Raw genomic sequence first — 17,019 nt, 5'->3', positions numbered from 1 at the left:
TTCTTTTATGAAAAATTCGACCCGTTTTCAACTGATGGCCATGATGTTCCTCCTCTATTTTATATGGGGTTCATGGTATGGGCAAATGAGTAAATACCTGTTTACAGCGCTCGGGGCAACGGGAGGCCAGGTTGGTAATGCCTATGCGGCTTTTTCAATCGCGCAGATTATCGCCCCTTTCTTCGTCGGGATGATCGCCGACCGGTACTTCGCCGCTCAAAAAGTATTGGGCGTTCTGAGCCTTGCGGGCGCAGCACTTCTTTTTGTTCTGATCGGCGTGGACAATCCGGATAACTTCTTCTGGGTTATCCTGGCTTACTGCATCTCTTTTGCACCGATGATGTCACTCACGACCTCGATTGCCATGCAGCAGGTGACGAATTCTGAGAAGGATTTTCCTGCAATCCGCGTAATGGGTACAGTTTCATGGATTGTCGTTTCCAATATCATCGGCTACTATGGTTTCGGGGACAACGTAATGATCTTCAAAATCTCCATGGTGGCTTCCGCGCTTTTAGGAGTTTATTCTTTCTTTCTGCCTGATACCCCACCAAAACCAAGCACAAAAACATCTTTTTCCGACATTTTGGGACTTGATGCATTCACTCTTTTCAAAGACCGTTCATTTGCGATTTTCTTCATCTCGTCGCTGCTCATCTGTATCCCATTGTCTTTCTACTACGCCATGGCCAACCCGTCACTCACCGATTCGGGAATGACCAATGTGGAAAACAAAATGTCGTTGGGACAAGCTTCGGAAGTAGTTTTCATGCTGTTGATCCCATTAGCATTTAGCCGCCTTGGAGTTAAATGGATGTTGGTAGTTGGTTTGATTGCCTGGATCGTCCGTTTCATTGGATTTGGGTACGGAGATGCGAACAGCGAATGGCTGCTTTTCCTTGCCATTTTGCTTCACGGTGTTTGTTACGACTTCTTCTTTGTGACCGGGCAAATTTATACCGATAGCAAGGCCGGTGAAAAATACCGCTCCTCGGCGCAGGGCCTCATTTCTATCGCAACATACGGCATTGGAATGGGTATCGGCTCGTGGCTGGCGGGTGTGGTTGCCGACATGTATACAGTTGACGGTGTGAAGAACTGGACGAGTATCTGGATGGTGCCGGCTGGAATCGCAGCGATTGTACTTGTGTTGTTTATCTTGTTTTTCAAGGATAATAAAATCAAGGCGACTGCATGAAATCGTTCCTGACCATCGGCTTACTTATCTTGTCCAATGCCTTCATGACGATGGCATGGTATGGACATTTAAAATTTAAGGAACTCGGATGGTTTAGTAAACTAGGGTTATTCTCCGTGATCCTGATCAGTTGGGGAATAGCCCTTTTCGAGTATTGCTTTCAGGTGCCGGCCAACCGGATTGGTTTCAAAGAGAATGGAGGTCCATTTTCTCTGGTAGAGTTGAAAGTGATCCAGGAAGTAATAACCCTGGTCATTTTCACCGTATTTACATTGGTATTCTTCAAAAACGAAACATTCCGCTGGAACCATGCGGTCGGTTTTCTGTTCCTGATACTGGCGGTTTACTTTATATTCCGGAAATAAAAAAGACCTGTAAAATTTACAGGTCTTTCTAAATTCTCACCAGGCATCGTCTTCGTCTTCGTCCCGGACTTTGTAGTTTTTCGATCCGCCGCCTCCCTTTTTAGGTGGTTCGGTGCCGCGACCAAATTTATTATCAGGCCTGGTCGATTTGTTACGATCTCCATAGCCTCCACTGAATTTCTTGTCTCCTCCTTTTTGGCGATCAGGACCAAAATCCCTGCCGCCGCCACCGGTATTTGCGCTGCCGCCAGCATAACCTCCCGAAGGTCTGTCGCTCGGCGGGCTGCTTGGACGGCTATCTCCTTCGGATGATCTTGGTGGGCCACTAAAACCTTCTCTTTTGAAATCACTTCTTGGTGCGGTTCCCGGTTCTCTTTTTTGAGATTCATTCACCACCAATGCTCTTCCGTACATTTCAGCCCCGTTCATTGAACTGATGGCTAACCTTGCCTCATCCTCCTCAGGCATTTCAACGAACCCGAAGCCTTTGCTTTGTCGCGTGATCTTGTCAATAATAATTTTCGCGGAGCTAACTTTTCCGTACTTCTCGAAAGCCTCACGCAACTCGCTTTCCTTTAACTTAAAAGAAAGACTCCCAACAAAAATGTCCATGAAACGCCTGTGTTAATGTTTTTAGGTTATAAATATATTTATTTTAGCTGATACGCTACTACACTGTTTTTTCCGAAAGTTGGTATGTAAACCACTTTTTTCACAGAATCATATCCAATATCGGCAGAATTTATCTTGTCTGCACTGGTATCCAGTAATTTTTCTGCTTTCCCATTCGAATCTACGTAATAAACTACGCCTGCCCAGCACGAAACAATGTACTCGCCCGGCTTCACTTCTTCAATCCCATCGGTACTTTTTTCCATACCTTCTGCGACAACCGTCATCTGTTTGTTAGTACCCAGCCTCTTCAATGTCCCCGAATCCGCGATCAGCAGATCGGAGCCGACTGCAAGTACACCATTGGGGCCTGTCAGACCTTCCACATAGGTGGATACTTTTCCGTCCGAGATCAAATGCACTTTTTTTGTTCTTGAGTCGGATACGTAGATATTTCCTTTTGAATCAATGGACAAATCGTTGAGGAATTGTGATCCTTCTACCGGATGTTTTTTAAGGATTTTGCCGGCCTTGATATCAATTTCTACCACTTCAGTAAGATCCGTCACATAAAGCTTGTTACCCTTTACGCCCATTCCTTTCGGCGCATTCAGGCCGGTAATCCAGTCTTTGTTAATGATTTTACCATCCAGGCCAACTTTTGCTATCCCGCCTTTTCCATCTTTTTCTCCGGGATTTCCATCAATCTGAGCTACATAAAGCACTTTATTTTGGGCACTGTAAAATACAGATTCCGGAACAGGAAGTGTTGCTTCTGTCTCCCAAAGCCTTGTTAGGGAATGTTGGGCCTGCGATGTAAATGCGCAGGAAGAGGCTAATAGTGCAGTGAACAGAATGTATTTGATTCTCATAGTTTTATGATTAGTTACAGAAAGTTGATTTACCGGTTTTACTTCCTCTCAAGGTTCAAGCTAGGGTTATTTACTTTCTGTAACTAACCAATTATGTTATTTCTTCTTCTTTTTTGATTTCTTGTCTGAAACCGTCACCGGCTCATCCTTCACTTTAGTCAGGTCATTGATCCGGATATTCCTGAATTTCAATGGGGATCCGTGACCCAGGAAGCCAATATAGCCGCTGGTACGTTTAAGTCCCGGATGCTCTTTGTGATCGAGCGTTCCGTTTTTGCTGGCTTCTGCAAGATCGCCATCCAAAATGACCGTTCCATTCAAAGTAACCTTAATTTTAGAACCTTTTATCCACACTTCTTCGTAGTTCCACTCGCCGGTAGGTTTCAGAAATCCTCTTTTGGCGGGGATAATTCCATATGCCGAGCCGTGATACTGATATACCTGCAGGTCTTTGTAGATATCGGCATCGTTATCCAGAATCTGGATTTCGGTCCCTGAATATGCCGCATCTCCCGTGTTCGGGGCACGGATTCCCAGACCATTATTTGCGCCTGGCGTGAGTTGAAATTCAAAACGGAACTCAAAATCACTGTACTCATCTTTGGTATACAAATTACCGCTGCCGCCTTTTTTCGGATCAACCACCAATTCGCCGTTGTCGATAAAGTAATCGGTTTTATTGCCGGTCCATTCAAACATATTGGTTCCGTCGAAAAGCACTTTGAAACCTGCTTTCTTCTCTGCTTCCGATAGTTCGAATGTATTCTGGCGTGGAATTTCGCGAACGTAAATGTCGCGGTAGTTGATCTGGTTTCCGTGGGCCTGAAGTTCCAGTTGTTCCGCAGCGAAAATCGGCAGGTTACGGTCCCAGTAATTTTCCAAAACCACATTATCCACGACATTTTCTCCATTTAAATCCACCGAAACGCGGTCGCCGATCATAGTAATGTGAAACGTATTCCAATCTCCGATTGCATTATCGGCCAGTTTCGAAGGTTTGCTAGGGTTTTTCTGATTGTTATATAAACCACCAGAACCAACCTGCGCACCTACATCCACGCGCGACGTATCCCAGATCTGCACCTGCGGCGTACCACGAAGATAAATGCCGGCATCGCCATCTTTCAGGATTTTCCAGTCGACATACATTTCAAAATCACCGTATTGTTTTACGGTACAAAGGTTGTTTCCGTGCCCGGAGAATACGAGTTCACCATCTTTTGCATACCAGTCTTTCATGGCAGCAGCATCTGCCTTCTTCTGTTTGGCGGCCAATGTATCCGCGCTCATTTTGCTTCTCGCGATCGGGTTTTCTACCAATCCCTTCCAGCCCGAAAGGTCTTTTCCGTTAAACAATGAAACAAAACCGCCTTCTTTTGGCAACTCGGACAAATGTCTCCGAATGGATTCTTTCTGATACTCACTATCCTTTCCTTGCAGAACGGAAGATGCTTTGGTCAGTAAGTCACGAACTTCCGTGCCATAAAAGCCTTTGTTTGCCAACCCAATACTCATTACTGCTTGTGCAGCAGCCTGTTGTGTGGCGGCATTGTCCAGGTACTTACCAGCAAAAAGCATGGCATTGAATGTGCGTAATCTCGGCAATTCTTTCAGGATTGCTTCTTTTTGGGCATCGGTTTTGGCCAGGCTCATCGCCTCGCGCAACTTGATCACTTTAATGGCAGGTGTTTTTGGGGATTTTGAAACGGCGGAAACATATCCCAGCAATGCCGCATTAAAATCATCCGCATCGGAGGTTGATTTTGCAATGGCCAACATTTCGCCGGCCGCGCTCGCATCAGCCCAGGAAGCCATCGCGCTGATCGCCGCTTTCTTCATGTCACCCGTTCCGTTCTTGTAAGATGCCGCGACAGATGATAATGCTTTTTTACCGCCAATGCTTGACAAAACAGCCAGATAATTCCCTTGTTTCTCAGCCGGAGAAGCTTGCATTTGTTTCAGGATCAGGTCGGTTTGCGCATTCATATCACCGGCGGATTTAACGCTTGCGGAGATCGCTTTTTGTGTTGCGGCGATTTCTTCCGGGCTGTTTACTGTATTCAGTAACTTGTATAATTCAGGTAAATCCTTGCTGCCAACCAGTGATTTCAATGCCGTAAATGCAGATTTTTTGACTTCCGGATTGGTACTTTTCAACAATGCCCAAACCGCGGGAAGCTTGGAGTCAGCACCTCTCGCAGCCAGTACATCGATCACCGCAGGCTGCGCGGACACAGGAAGTGTTGGCAATGCAGACGCCAGTTGGTTCGTCAAGCCTGCGCCTTTTGAAGTTAGTAAGCTGCTTTTTACAGCCGCTACTTCTTCTGCATTGGCCGTTTTCAAAACAGCCAGCAAACTCGGGATTACCGTTTCTCCGCCAATTTTTCCCGCCGCCCAAATGGAAGCCATCTTCACTTTCGTATCCTTTGATTTCAAGGATTTAAGAATTTCAGGCAATGCATCTTTCGATTCGGCACGACCTAGCATGTAGATAATTTCTGCCTGAACTTCCGGCAACGCTTTTTTGGATGCTGCCAGCCACGGGCGTGTTCCATCGGCCATCAGGTATTTTTGTCCCAGTTTTAATGCAGCTGCGCGATATTGCGGATCGTCATTTTGCATGGCAGCTACCAGTACAGGAACCGATTCGCGTTTTTTGATATCCGAATAAATCTTCAATGCTGACGATTTCGTGGACGTTTGTTTCGGGTCCGTCGCCGCGGCGATTAATGCCAGTGCCGCTTTTTCAGCGATCGCTGCATTTCCATTTTCAGCCAACCGGGCCAAATATTTTAGATAAACTGCTGTTGCGTCTGCCTCGTCATAACCATATTTTACCTTTTGTGCAGCAGCCTGTAAAATGGATTCAGAAGACGGTGCGCCAATTTCCGAAAGTGAATACAAGCTTACTTTGCGCAAATTAAGGTCGGTACTGACGGCTGTTTTTTCAATTTCTGACGCAGCTTCTTTGTATCTGACCCCGCCGAGTGCCTCCGTAATGGAGATTTGAATGCCGCCTTTTGAACCGTTTAATGACTGCAATAATGCGGCGCCAGCAGCAGGTGTGCCAATTCTCGATAATGCGCGCGCTGCCGGGGCGGACAATCTCTCGTCAGTGAGGTAGCTTTTTAAAATGTTGACGGATTCATCTTTACCAACGGTTTGTAATTGGTAAATCAGAAAGTTTTTATTGTCCGGGTCATTCACATTGCCCAATGCTTCGGCATACGCTTCGGCTGCATTTTTACGTGCCGTTTCTTTGCCCGCCTGAGAAGCGTAGTAAGTGAACCCGCCCAATGCATACTCGACTTTGGCGTTATTTCCTTTTCCGAGTGGTTTCAGCATCGATGCGATCTGAACCAATGCGGGTTTGCCCAGTTGCTCGAGGGTTTCCATGTTTTTCTTTAATCCGGCCTCATTTTCAGCGGGGATCTTCGAGAAAAGTACCTCTATTTTATTGGTCATGGAAGCATCAGTCTGCGCGATTCCCGGGGATACGATCAGGAAAAACGCGAGGATGGTATATATTGTTTTTTTCATTGTCTGTTACGCTGGTTGCAGCTTGCCCAGCCTTTGTTGTTAAAGATCTTGAAAAGGAAATTGGTTAATTAAATCGTCCACGGCCCACGCATAGGCTGGTTGATCAACCGGTTTGCACCTTCATCGTCAATAAATTCCTGTTTGTCGGGATCATATTTGAGCGAGCGTCCAAGCCGTAATGCAGCCAGTCCCATATTCACGATCGTGCAGGAGCGGTGACCGTTTTCCTCATTCAATGCGAATTTCTTGCGGTTTTTGACAGCATCGACAAAATCCGTTACCTGAGGTTCAGGGTCCGGGAAAGCCGCCAGTTTCTTTTCAAGATCCGGAATATCCGATCTGAAATTCGGGTAAAGTTTGCCTTTTGGACCTTCGATGTAAGCTACCTTTTCATCTTTGGCCTCACCGTCCAGAACGATCTGGCAACCGTCGGCATAGGTATAGGTAATGCGTCTCCATGTTCCCACTGCCTCGGTGTGCTGCTGCGGGGCATCCACTTCCACGCTCACCGGGCTGGTATCGTCTTTTCCAAGAAAGTACTGGACCGGATCGAGGTAATGCTGGCCCATATCGCCGAGCCCGCCGCCATCGTAATCCCAATACCCCCGGAAAGTCTGGTGAACGCGATGTTCATTATACGGTTTGTAAGGTGCAGGCCCAAGCCACATTTCGTAATCGAGCTCGGCAGGTACAGGTTGGGGCGCATTGTTTGTATTTCCAACCCAATAAAATTTCCAGTCAAAACCCGTGTGTTTACTTACCGTCACTTTTAATGGCCAGCCTAGCAACCCACTTTGAACGAGTTTTTTAATGGGTTTTACCGGTGTCCGCATTCCGTAAAAATTATCCTCAAAACGGAACCAGGTATTCAGCCTGAAAATGCGGCCATGCTGCTGGACAGCTTCCACCAGACGTTTTCCCTCACCAATTGTCCTCGTCATCGGTTTTTCACACCATACATCTTTTCCAGCGCGCGCAGCGTCGGCGGCGATGATCCCGTGCCAGTGGGGCGGGGTAGCGACGTGTACGATATCCACCTCCGGCAGCTGTATCACTTCACGGTAATCGGAGAAAGTCTTCACGCCTTTTTCCACCATTCCAACGGCTGTTTCCAGGTGCTTTTTATCCACATCACAAAGTGCTACCACCTTTGTCCCGGCATATGGGATGTGACCGCGGCCCATGGAGCCGGTCCCGACAATGGCTTTGGTAAGCTGATCACTCGGGGCGATATAACCTTTGCCCAATACGTGGCGGGGAACAATGGAAAAAGTGGCAACCGTCGCCAGCGAACCTTTAATGAAGTTTCGCCTGGACGTAGAAATACCTTTCTTTTCTTTCATTAGTCGAAGAGATTTAGGAATAAAATTGGTTACTAATATATAGTTGTGAAATTATGATAATAATTAGAATGTAGCAATCTGCTCCCGGCGTAGCATTTGATTAACGCGGAATTCCTTGAGAATGAAACACGATTTCCCCTAACATTCCTAAAAGACATCTCAGGAAAGGTTAAAGCGGAATATTGCCGTGTTTCTTTCTTGGCAAAACGTCTACCTTGTTTTCGAGCATTTCAAATGCGCGTATCAGCTTTTCGCGGGTTTGTTCCGGATAAATCACTTCATCGATATAACCACGGTGCGCGGCGCGGTATGGATTTGCGAATTTCTCGGTATACTCACCGATTTTCTCCTGTAATTTTTCCTGCGGATTTTCAGCCTGCGCAATCTCGCGTTTGAAAATGATTTCCGCCGCGCCGCTAGCTCCCATTACCGCAATTTCAGCAGTGGGCCAGGCAAAGTTCATGTCGGCGCCGATGTGTTTGGAATTCATTACATCGTACGCGCCTCCGTACGCTTTGCGCGTAATGACGGTAATGCGCGGGACAGTGGCTTCGCAAAATGCATATAAAAGCTTTGCGCCATTGGTAATGATCGCATTCCATTCCTGATCGGTGCCTGGGAGGAAACCGGGAACGTCCTCCAGAACAAGCAACGGAACATTGAAACTATCGCAAAAGCGCACAAACCGCGCCGCCTTCTGGCTTGCATGAATGTCGAGAACACCAGCCAGAACCGCCGGTTGATTGGCCACAATGCCAATACTTCTACCAGCAAGCCGGGCGAAACCGACCACGATATTTTCAGCAAAATTCTGATGTGCCTCGAAAAAACTGTCCGTATCGACAATCTCGGTAATGACTTCCCGCATGTCGTAAGGCTGGTTGGTACTTTCCGGAATGATCGTCGTTAATGCAGGGCGGGATTCGTCGCCGAGCAGGTAAGGATAGCGCGGCGCGGCGTCTTCACAGTTTTGTGGAATGTAGCCGAGCAGTTTTTTAATGGATAAAAGGCATTCGACTTCATTCGGAGAGACAAAATGCGTAACGCCCGATTTGGTGGCGTGCGTCATCGCGCCGCCCAATTCCTCGGAAGTTACTTCTTCGTGCGTCACCGTTTTTACTACATTCGGTCCGGTAACGAACATGTAACTCGTATTCTCCACCATGAAGATAAAATCCGTAATGGCAGGAGAGTATACCGCCCCGCCGGCGCACGGGCCCATTACCGCGGAGATTTGCGGAACAACGCCGGAAGCCAATGTATTTTTGTAAAAAATATCCGCATAACCCGCCAGCGAAAGTACACCTTCCTGAATGCGGGCACCTCCCGAATCGTTCAAACCAATTACAGGCGCGCCGTTTTTCATCGCCAAATCCATGATCTTGCAGATTTTCTCCGCATGTGTTTCGGAAAGTGAGCCTCCAAAAACCGTAAAATCCTGCGCGAAAATGTAGACCAGGCGACCGTTGATTTTACCATATCCGGTTACCACGCCATCGCCGAGGTAATGTTCTTTGTCCAGACCAAAATCCTTGCTGCGGTGTAAAACAAACCGGCCGATTTCTTCAAACGAACCTTCGTCTAACAATACCGAAATCCGCTCTCGCGCAGTCAACTTCCCTTTCTGGTGTTGCGCCTGGATCCTTTTTTCACCGCCACCCAGATCGGCCTCAGCATTTTTTTGGTCTAAATGTTCTGTTTTTGAAGTGGCGGCAGAGTTGGATTCCATGAATGCGGAGATGTTTTTAGGTTATTCTTGTAGGAATTATAAATATAGCGTCATTTTACTGATTCGGGAAATCAGCCTTTTTCATTGGTAACTCGCTACTCTACCGCTTTCAAGCTTGATGTAATGCGTCACACAATCCGGGATTTCATGCGGATAATGCGACACATAAATCAGCGTTCTCAGATCCGTATCGCAAATGGCATTGACAACTGATTTGAAATATTCAATGGACTCTGTATCAAGTCCCTGACAAGGCTCGTCCAAAATGAGTAACGGAGGATTTTTTACCAATGCACGGGCCAGCAACACCATTCGCTGCTGACCTTTTGACAATTGCGAAAAGTCTTTTTCAATGAGCGAATGCACATGAAGAAGTTCGGCGACCTCATGTACCCGTTCAATTTGTTCATCAGTTAATTTCTTGAAAAACACGCCGGTTGCGTCGAAAAAGCCGGAAGCGATGGTTTTGAACACGGTAGTATTCCTTGGGAAATAGAGATGTAGCTCCGGAGACACGTGTCCGATCTTTTGTTTGATATCCCAAATGGAAGCCCCAATTCCGCCTCGTTTTTGGTCAAACAAATCAAAATTATTGGCAAAACGCTGCGGGTTATCAGCTGTAATAATGCTCAGCAAAGTAGATTTCCCAGATCCATTCGGACCGGAAAGTGCCCATTTCTCTCCTTTTTTAATTTTCCAGTTTACACGATTCAGAATAAGTTGATCATGATATTTTACAGTAATGTTTCTGAGGTCCAGTGCATTTTGGAAATCCCTGAACGCAGGATATCCGAAATGAGCGAGTTTCTCAGGATCCGGTTTTGGATAAATGGCTGATTCTGATTTTGTTTTAAATTCACCAACAAGACATAGCTTACTTATTTGTCCTGCATTCAATTCCAAAATATCGGTAATGCACGGAGGAATTTCGGTAGCCGTGGTTGCCATGATAATCGTGACGCCGTGATCAGAAAGCGAAGTCAATGCGTTTCTCAAAACCTCCCTAGAATGTACATCCAACCCGCTGAATGCATTATCGAGCAGTAACACTTTTGGTTTTTTTAATAATGATTTTGCCAAAAGCATTCGTCTGGTTTCGCCATTGGAAAGTGTCACAAACGGATGATCCAGCAAATGGGTAATGGAAAGTAATTCGCAAATCGCCATCAAAGACTCTTCACTGACTTTCGACGGGGCCAGTTCTACTGATTTCTCATCCACGGTCCCGACGGGTTTCAGCTGGTCGGTCAGGATCGCCCGCACGGATGGCGCGCGTTCGGACTCGTAGGCATAAAAACGCTGCTGGTAGTATTCCGCACCCGCATTTACAATGCGGTTGAAAGAATAATCATTAGAAACAAGCTCCACGGTTTCTCTCAGAGATTCCGACCAGTTATACGTGATTTTTCCGGACGCCACCGGCCATTTTCCGGCGATTACATCCAGTAATATCGTCTTCCCGGATCCATTCGGGCCAACGATCGCCCAGTTTTGATGGTTTTCAACCTGCCAGTTGATATTCAGCAGAACAGTCGTATCGTATTTGCGGACAGAAACGTCCCGGAAAGAAATAAGGGTCATTGGTATTTGATCGTAAACAATCGTTAAGATTACAACTTTGCCCGCAAACTGGCAATAAAAATGGCATCCTGATTGCAGGACGCCATTTTTAGTTTGTTGATAAACGACTGAATACCTTAATGATGAAGTTCTAAATTGAATTCCTTGACCATTGCATTTGTAAATGCAGACAGGTCATCGGTTGTTCTGCTCGTAACCAGACCGTTATTGGTTACTACTTCCTGATCGATCCAAATGGCGCCCGCATTCTCGAGATCCTGTCGAATGGAGCCATAAGAAGTGAGTGTCCGGCCGATTACGACGTCGGCATCGATCAGGATTTGGGGGCCGTGACAAATTGCAGCCACAGGTTTTCCGGCAACAAAAAATGATCGTACAAATTCAATTGCTTTCTGGTTTTGTCTTAAAACGTCCAGCCCCATCACACCACCTGGAAGCAAAAGTGCATCGTAATATTCCGCGCGGGCCAGTTCAAGAGGGACGTCAACCTTATTTCTCTCGCCCCAATCCATGTGACTCCATCCTCTGACCGAATCTTTATTGGGCGAGATAACATGCGTGGTCGCTCCATTCTGATCTAGGACTTTTCTGGGACAAGTCATTTCGATTTGCTCAAATCCATCGGCAACAAGAATGGCTACTTTGAATGAACTTAGGGATGATTCCATGGATTTAGCGCTATTTATAAGGGTTAGATTATTTAGACATTTTATTGCACAAAAATTATGCCAATAATCAAAATCTATTGTGCTCGATAACCTGAATTTCAATCGTAGCATGGAAACCACAGGTGTAGAAGTGAAAGGTAGTATCCGGGATTAGTGTAGAAACAAAAAGAGCGACCATATCAGCCGCTCTTTGATTTATGATTTTTTTAAGATCAGATCTCTACACTACCTACATTTTCGAAAATCAGATCACCTTTGGAATTGAGCTCCATCATGATCACCGAATCCTTCGCTACCTGTCCGCTCAGGATGCCTTTTGAAAGTTCATTCAGGATGCGTCTTTGCAGGACACGTTTCAATGGGCGGGCACCGAATGCGGGGTCGAATCCGTCTTCACCTAATTTAGTCAGCGCTTCATCGGCGGCATCCAGCGTAATTCCCTGTTCAAGCAACATATGTTGAATTCCCTTGAACTGGATATCCACGATTTTGCGGATGTTTTTCAACGTAAGTGGTTCAAAAAGAACGATCTCGTCGATCCGGTTCAGAAACTCGGGACGTACCGAAGCTTTCAATAAATCCAGAACGGCTTGTTTCGCTTCTTCTAAAACCAGCGTATGGTTCCAGCCTTCGTCTTCCGCAAATTTTTCCTGGATAATATGACTACCGATGTTCGAAGTCATAATAATAATCGTGTTCTTGAAATTGGCAACCCGGCCTTTATTATCCGTCAACCGGCCTTCGTCCAGAACCTGCAACAAGATATTCCAAACGTCCGGATGCGCTTTTTCGATCTCATCCAAAAGAATGACACTATAAGGTTTCCTGCGAACTGCTTCGGTCAGCTGGCCACCTTCGTCATAACCCACATATCCCGGAGGCGCTCCCACCAGACGACTTACTGCATGACGTTCCTGATATTCACTCATATCGATCCGCACCATCGCATTTTCGTCATTGAAAAGATACTCTGCCAGTGTTTTCGCTAATTCAGTCTTTCCGACACCGGTTGGTCCCAGGAACAGAAAACTACCAATGGGCCGTTTTGCGTCTTGCAAACCTGCGCGGCTGCGGCGAACTGCATCGGAAACCACTTCTATTGCCTCATTCTGCCCGGCAACGCGCTGGTGCAAATGTTCTTCCAGCTGCAACAATTTCTCACGATCGCTCTGCAGCATTTTGCTTACTGGAATACCCGTCCATTTGGCGACCACTTCGGCGATTTCTTCCGGCGTAATCTCCTCCTGCATCAGACTCTGGGCATTCTCAGAATTTTCCAGTTCAGTCAGTTTCTGCTGGACTTCCGGAATGCGGCCGTACCGTATTTCGGCTACTTTGCCAAAATCCCCGGAACGTTCTGCCTGCTCGGCTTCCAAACGCAGCTGTTCACTTTGCTCTTTCAGCGCGCGGACCTCATTTACCTTGCCTTTTTCGATCTCCCACTGTGCTTTCAGTGCATTTCTGTCTTCACTCAGATCGGCGATTTCCTTATTCAGGACGGTTTCTTTTTCTTTGTTATTTTCCCGGCGGATAGCCTCGCGTTCAATTTCAAGCTGCATAATGCGGCGGTTCAATTCGTCGAGTTCTTCCGGCACGCTGTCCATTTCCAGACGAAGTTTGGATGCTGCCTCGTCCATTAGGTCAATGGCTTTATCCGGTAAGAAACGGTCACTGATGTAACGGTTCGATAACTCAACCGCGGCAATCACCGCATCGTCCTGAATCCTTACACCGTGGTGCAGCTCATATTTTTCTTTGATACCACGAAGAATGCTGATCGCGTCCGGAATATTCGGTTCGTCCACTACCACAGCCTGGAAACGGCGTTCCAGCGCTTTGTCCTTCTCCATGTATTTCTGATATTCTTTCAGCGTAGTCGCACCGATCGCGTGCAATTCACCTCTGGCGAGTGCCGGTTTTAGCAGGTTTGCAGCGTCCATGGCACTTTCCCCGCCGCCACCTGCGCCGATCAACGTATGGATCTCGTCAATGAAAAGGACAATCTCCCCGTCAGAATCAGTTACTTCCTTGATTACTGCTTTTAGCCGTTCTTCAAACTCACCTTTGTATTTGGCGCCGGCGATCAGCAGTCCCATATCCAGGGATACGATCGTTTTTGATTTCAAATTTTCTGGAACATCACCCTGAACGATCCTTTGGGCCAGACCTTCAACAATGGCTGTTTTACCAACGCCGGGTTCACCCAAAAGGATAGGGTTGTTTTTCGTACGGCGGCTTAATATCTGCAAAACCCGCCTGATCTCCTCGTCCCGGCCAATTACCGGATCAATTTTGCCGGCTTTGGCCAATTCATTCAAATTTTTACTAAACCGTTCAAGTGACCGGTATTTAGCTTCCGCGTTTTGGTCTTTCACAGGGTTATTTTTTCCTCTAAGTTCTTTAATGGCATTGATCAATTCTTTTTCCTTGAACCCAATTTCTTTCATCAGGGTAGCGGTGGCATCTTTTCCGCCAAGGATACCCAGCACTAGCAATTCAATGCTGATGAACTCGTCATTGAATTCTTTCAGGTAATTCTGGGCTTTGCCGCTCGCAGCAGCCATGTCGTTTCCCAGATACGGTTGGCCTCCACTCACGCGGGGATAACCGTCCAAAATTTTCTGTAAGCGATTATTTAATACTTCCGGACTGATATTCAACTTGTTAAGAAGAAATTGCGAGGTGTTGGGATCCTCTTCCAAAATGGATTTCAGCACATGTCCCGTCTCGATCGCTTGCTGCTGATTTGCCTGGGCCATTTGCGCAGCATGCTGAATTACTTCCTGCGCCTTGATGGTATATTGGTTAAAGTTCATGGCGATGATTTTTGTCAATGATTTACCTCATCACCAAAAATCATGTGCCGATGCCGAAAATCGGAAATTTTGACACTAAAAAACAAAAAAGATAAAAATGCCAGACAAAATGACTGTTAAGGTTCTTATTCGTTCTTTAGTGCCTGAATGTAATCATAGATCCATTTGAGTTAGAAGCAGATCCTCCAACGTTTCCCGCCGCCTCACCAGTGTAGCTTGTCCGTTATCTATCAATATCTCGGCGGGCCGCAGACGTGCATTATAGTTAGAACTCATCGTTAAACCGTACGCACCGGCATTCAGAAACGCCAGTATATCGCCCGGCTTTACTTCCGGAAGTTCGCGATCAGTGGCAAATGTGTCCGTCTCGCAGATGTAACCCACTACATTATAAGGTTTTACTGCGCCCGCAGGATTAGATAAATTAAGAATATGATGATAAGAACCATACATCATCGGGCGGATCAAATGATTAAGTCCGGAATCCACGTGCACGAAATTCCGTGCCGGATCTTCCTTCACTACCGTTGTTTTTACCAACAAAAATCCCGACTCACTTACCAAAAATTTACCGGGTTCAAACCAAAGCTGTAACTCACGGCCATATTCTTCGCAAAATACTTTGAAACGTTCTGAGATCTTCGTGCCCAACAAATCCATGTCCGTAATCGTATCCCCTGGCAGGTAGGAAACTTTAAAGCCGCCACCCAAATCGATGATTTCAAGATCCGGGAAATGTTTTGCGGTCTCGAAAATGATGTCGGCTACCTGCAGAAATGGCTCAGCGTCCTTGATATCGGAGCCGGTATGTTGGTGCAGCCCGATGATTTTGATGTCGTATTTTTTTACAACTTCAAGAATCTGATCCAGCAATAAAACGGAAATGCCAAACTTTGAATCAGCGTGGGCCGTCATGATTTTCACATTGCCGCCGGCAGCTACATTGGGTTTAATGCGGATGAGGCAGGGTTTGGTATTTCCGTAAGTCTGGCCGAACCATTCGAGCAGCGGCAGACTGTCCACATTCACAACTGCACCGGATTCCACGGCACTCCTGACTTCCTCAAAAGGAACTCCGCTCGGTGTAAAGGTGATCTGAGTGCCGGTATAACCCGCAATTTTCCCCATTTCGAGCTCACCCGGAGATACGACGTCGAGTTCCACTCCAATCTCCCGCATCAAACGAAGGATGGAAAGATTTGTATTCGCTTTGCAGGCATATTTGATTTTCATATTAATTCCTGCAAATGCATGCTGCAACTCCGACACTTTCCGACGGATTGTGCCGCCATCGTAAACGTAAAGCGGACTTCCGTACTGATTTATTAATTGAATCGGGTCAATTCCCTGGATTGTATATGAATTCTGATCGGTGAGTTGCATTAGATTGTACAGTATTTGTCAAGATAAATTTCCATTTCCTTTTGAAGCGCAGAAGCTTCCTGTTTGGCTTTTTCGGCGAAATCGTGGCCGTTTCCGGCATATATGATGCTTCGGGACGCATTTACCAGCAATCCGCAATGCGGGTTCATGCCAAATCGCGATACTTCTTCGAGGTTACCACCCTGCGCCCCGACCCCGGGAACCAAAAGAAAATGTTCCGGCACGATGGTCCTGATTTTTTCAAATTCCGAGGCTTGCGTCGCACCTACCACATACATCATGCGGTCGGGGCCTGCCCAGGTTTGCGAGGTTCGCAAAACATGCTCATAGAGATTTAGATCGTCGGACCGCAAACGCTGGAAATCTGAACTCCCTGGGTTAGAGGTTAATGCAAGAAGTATCACCCATTTGTTTTCGAATTCCAGAAAGGGTTTCACGGAATCGCTGCCCATATAGGGAGCAACTGTGACCGAATCGAAATCAAGTCCCGATGAGGAGGCGTCGAAAAACGTCCGGGCGTAAAGGCCAGAGGTATTTCCAATGTCGCCACGCTTTGCATCAGCAATGGAAAAGTGGCTTTTTGGAATGTAATCGACGGTTTTTTGCAGACTTTCCCATCCTTTCGGGCCTAATGCTTCGTAAAAGGCAATGTTGGGTTTGTAGGAGACACAAAAGTCTGCGGTTGCATCAATGATTTGTTTATTAAACTCAAATATCGGGTCTTCAGTTTTCAGTAAATGAGCCGGAATTTTGCGAATATCCGTGTCGAGACCGACACACAAATATGTTTTTTTCTTGACTATTTGTTGAAAAAGCTCTTTATAATTCATGATTTTAGAAATAACGCCGTGAAATTACGACCTCTAAAAATAGATTCATAAATTTGCTGTCACATAGATTACACTCCAAAAA

At 46.4% G+C, this 17,019-nt stretch carries 12 protein-coding genes; 2 read left to right on the top strand and 10 right to left on the bottom strand.

From position 1 onward, the window contains the following. Nucleotides 1–7 precede the first annotated feature (7 nt). On the top strand, nucleotides 8–1,198 hold the full coding sequence (locus LZG72_RS15330) for a nucleoside permease (protein ID WP_233873977.1): 1,191 nt from the start codon (nucleotides 8–10) through the stop codon (nucleotides 1,196–1,198). After that, nucleotides 1,195–1,563 (top strand): DMT family protein, encoded by a 369-nt coding sequence (locus LZG72_RS15325; protein ID WP_233873974.1) that lies wholly within the window; start codon nucleotides 1,195–1,197, stop codon nucleotides 1,561–1,563. Before LZG72_RS15330 ends, LZG72_RS15325 begins: the two co-directional genes overlap by 4 nt. Before the next feature lie 36 nt (nucleotides 1,564–1,599). Here LZG72_RS15325 and LZG72_RS15320 read toward each other — a convergent pair whose 3' ends face one another. From LZG72_RS15320 to pyrF, 10 genes are all read right to left on the bottom strand, one after another. Next, nucleotides 1,600–2,175, bottom strand: a complete 576-nt coding sequence (locus tag LZG72_RS15320; protein ID WP_233873971.1) for an RNA-binding protein — start codon at nucleotides 2,173–2,175, stop codon at nucleotides 1,600–1,602. 38 nt (nucleotides 2,176–2,213) lie between these two features. Next, the gene (locus LZG72_RS15315; protein ID WP_233873968.1) at nucleotides 2,214–3,047 is read right to left on the bottom strand and encodes a strictosidine synthase family protein; all 834 of its coding nucleotides are present in this window, start codon (nucleotides 3,045–3,047) and stop codon (nucleotides 2,214–2,216) included. Nucleotides 3,048–3,143: 96 nt separating this feature from the next. Next, on the bottom strand, nucleotides 3,144–6,587 hold the full coding sequence (locus LZG72_RS15310) for a family 16 glycoside hydrolase (protein ID WP_233873965.1): 3,444 nt from the start codon (nucleotides 6,585–6,587) through the stop codon (nucleotides 3,144–3,146). Nucleotides 6,588–6,655: 68 nt separating this feature from the next. Next, nucleotides 6,656–7,930: a Gfo/Idh/MocA family oxidoreductase gene (locus LZG72_RS15305; protein WP_233873962.1), complete on the bottom strand. Its 1,275-nt coding sequence runs from the start codon at nucleotides 7,928–7,930 to the stop codon at nucleotides 6,656–6,658. A gap of 169 nt (nucleotides 7,931–8,099) precedes the next feature. After that, nucleotides 8,100–9,659 (bottom strand): acyl-CoA carboxylase subunit beta, encoded by a 1,560-nt coding sequence (locus LZG72_RS15300; RefSeq protein ID WP_233873959.1) that lies wholly within the window; start codon nucleotides 9,657–9,659, stop codon nucleotides 8,100–8,102. An 81-nt stretch (nucleotides 9,660–9,740) separates the two neighbouring features. Then, a complete protein-coding gene (locus LZG72_RS15295; RefSeq protein WP_233873955.1) occupies nucleotides 9,741–11,240 on the bottom strand; it encodes an ATP-binding cassette domain-containing protein in 1,500 nt (499 codons plus the stop codon). A gap of 116 nt (nucleotides 11,241–11,356) precedes the next feature. Next, on the bottom strand, nucleotides 11,357–11,908 hold the full coding sequence (locus LZG72_RS15290; protein ID WP_233873952.1) for a type 1 glutamine amidotransferase domain-containing protein: 552 nt from the start codon (nucleotides 11,906–11,908) through the stop codon (nucleotides 11,357–11,359). A gap of 212 nt (nucleotides 11,909–12,120) precedes the next feature. Next, the gene (gene clpB, locus LZG72_RS15285; RefSeq protein ID WP_233873950.1) at nucleotides 12,121–14,724 is read right to left on the bottom strand and encodes an ATP-dependent chaperone ClpB; all 2,604 of its coding nucleotides are present in this window, start codon (nucleotides 14,722–14,724) and stop codon (nucleotides 12,121–12,123) included. 153 nt (nucleotides 14,725–14,877) lie between these two features. After that, nucleotides 14,878–16,107 carry a diaminopimelate decarboxylase gene (gene lysA, locus LZG72_RS15280; RefSeq protein ID WP_233873947.1) on the bottom strand — a complete coding sequence of 410 codons (1,230 nt, stop codon included), beginning with the start codon at nucleotides 16,105–16,107 and terminating at the stop codon, nucleotides 14,878–14,880. Next, nucleotides 16,107–16,937 (bottom strand): orotidine-5'-phosphate decarboxylase, encoded by an 831-nt coding sequence (gene pyrF, locus LZG72_RS15275; RefSeq protein WP_233873944.1) that lies wholly within the window; start codon nucleotides 16,935–16,937, stop codon nucleotides 16,107–16,109. Before pyrF ends, lysA begins: the two co-directional genes overlap by 1 nt. Nucleotides 16,938–17,019 lie beyond the last annotated feature (82 nt).

It is taken from the genome of Dyadobacter sp. CY323 (assembly GCF_021390245.1).
GTDB lineage: Bacteria > Bacteroidota > Bacteroidia > Cytophagales > Spirosomataceae > Dyadobacter.
The sequence above is the reverse complement of the archived record's forward strand: the minus strand, read 5'-3'. Positions and strand labels throughout refer to the sequence as shown.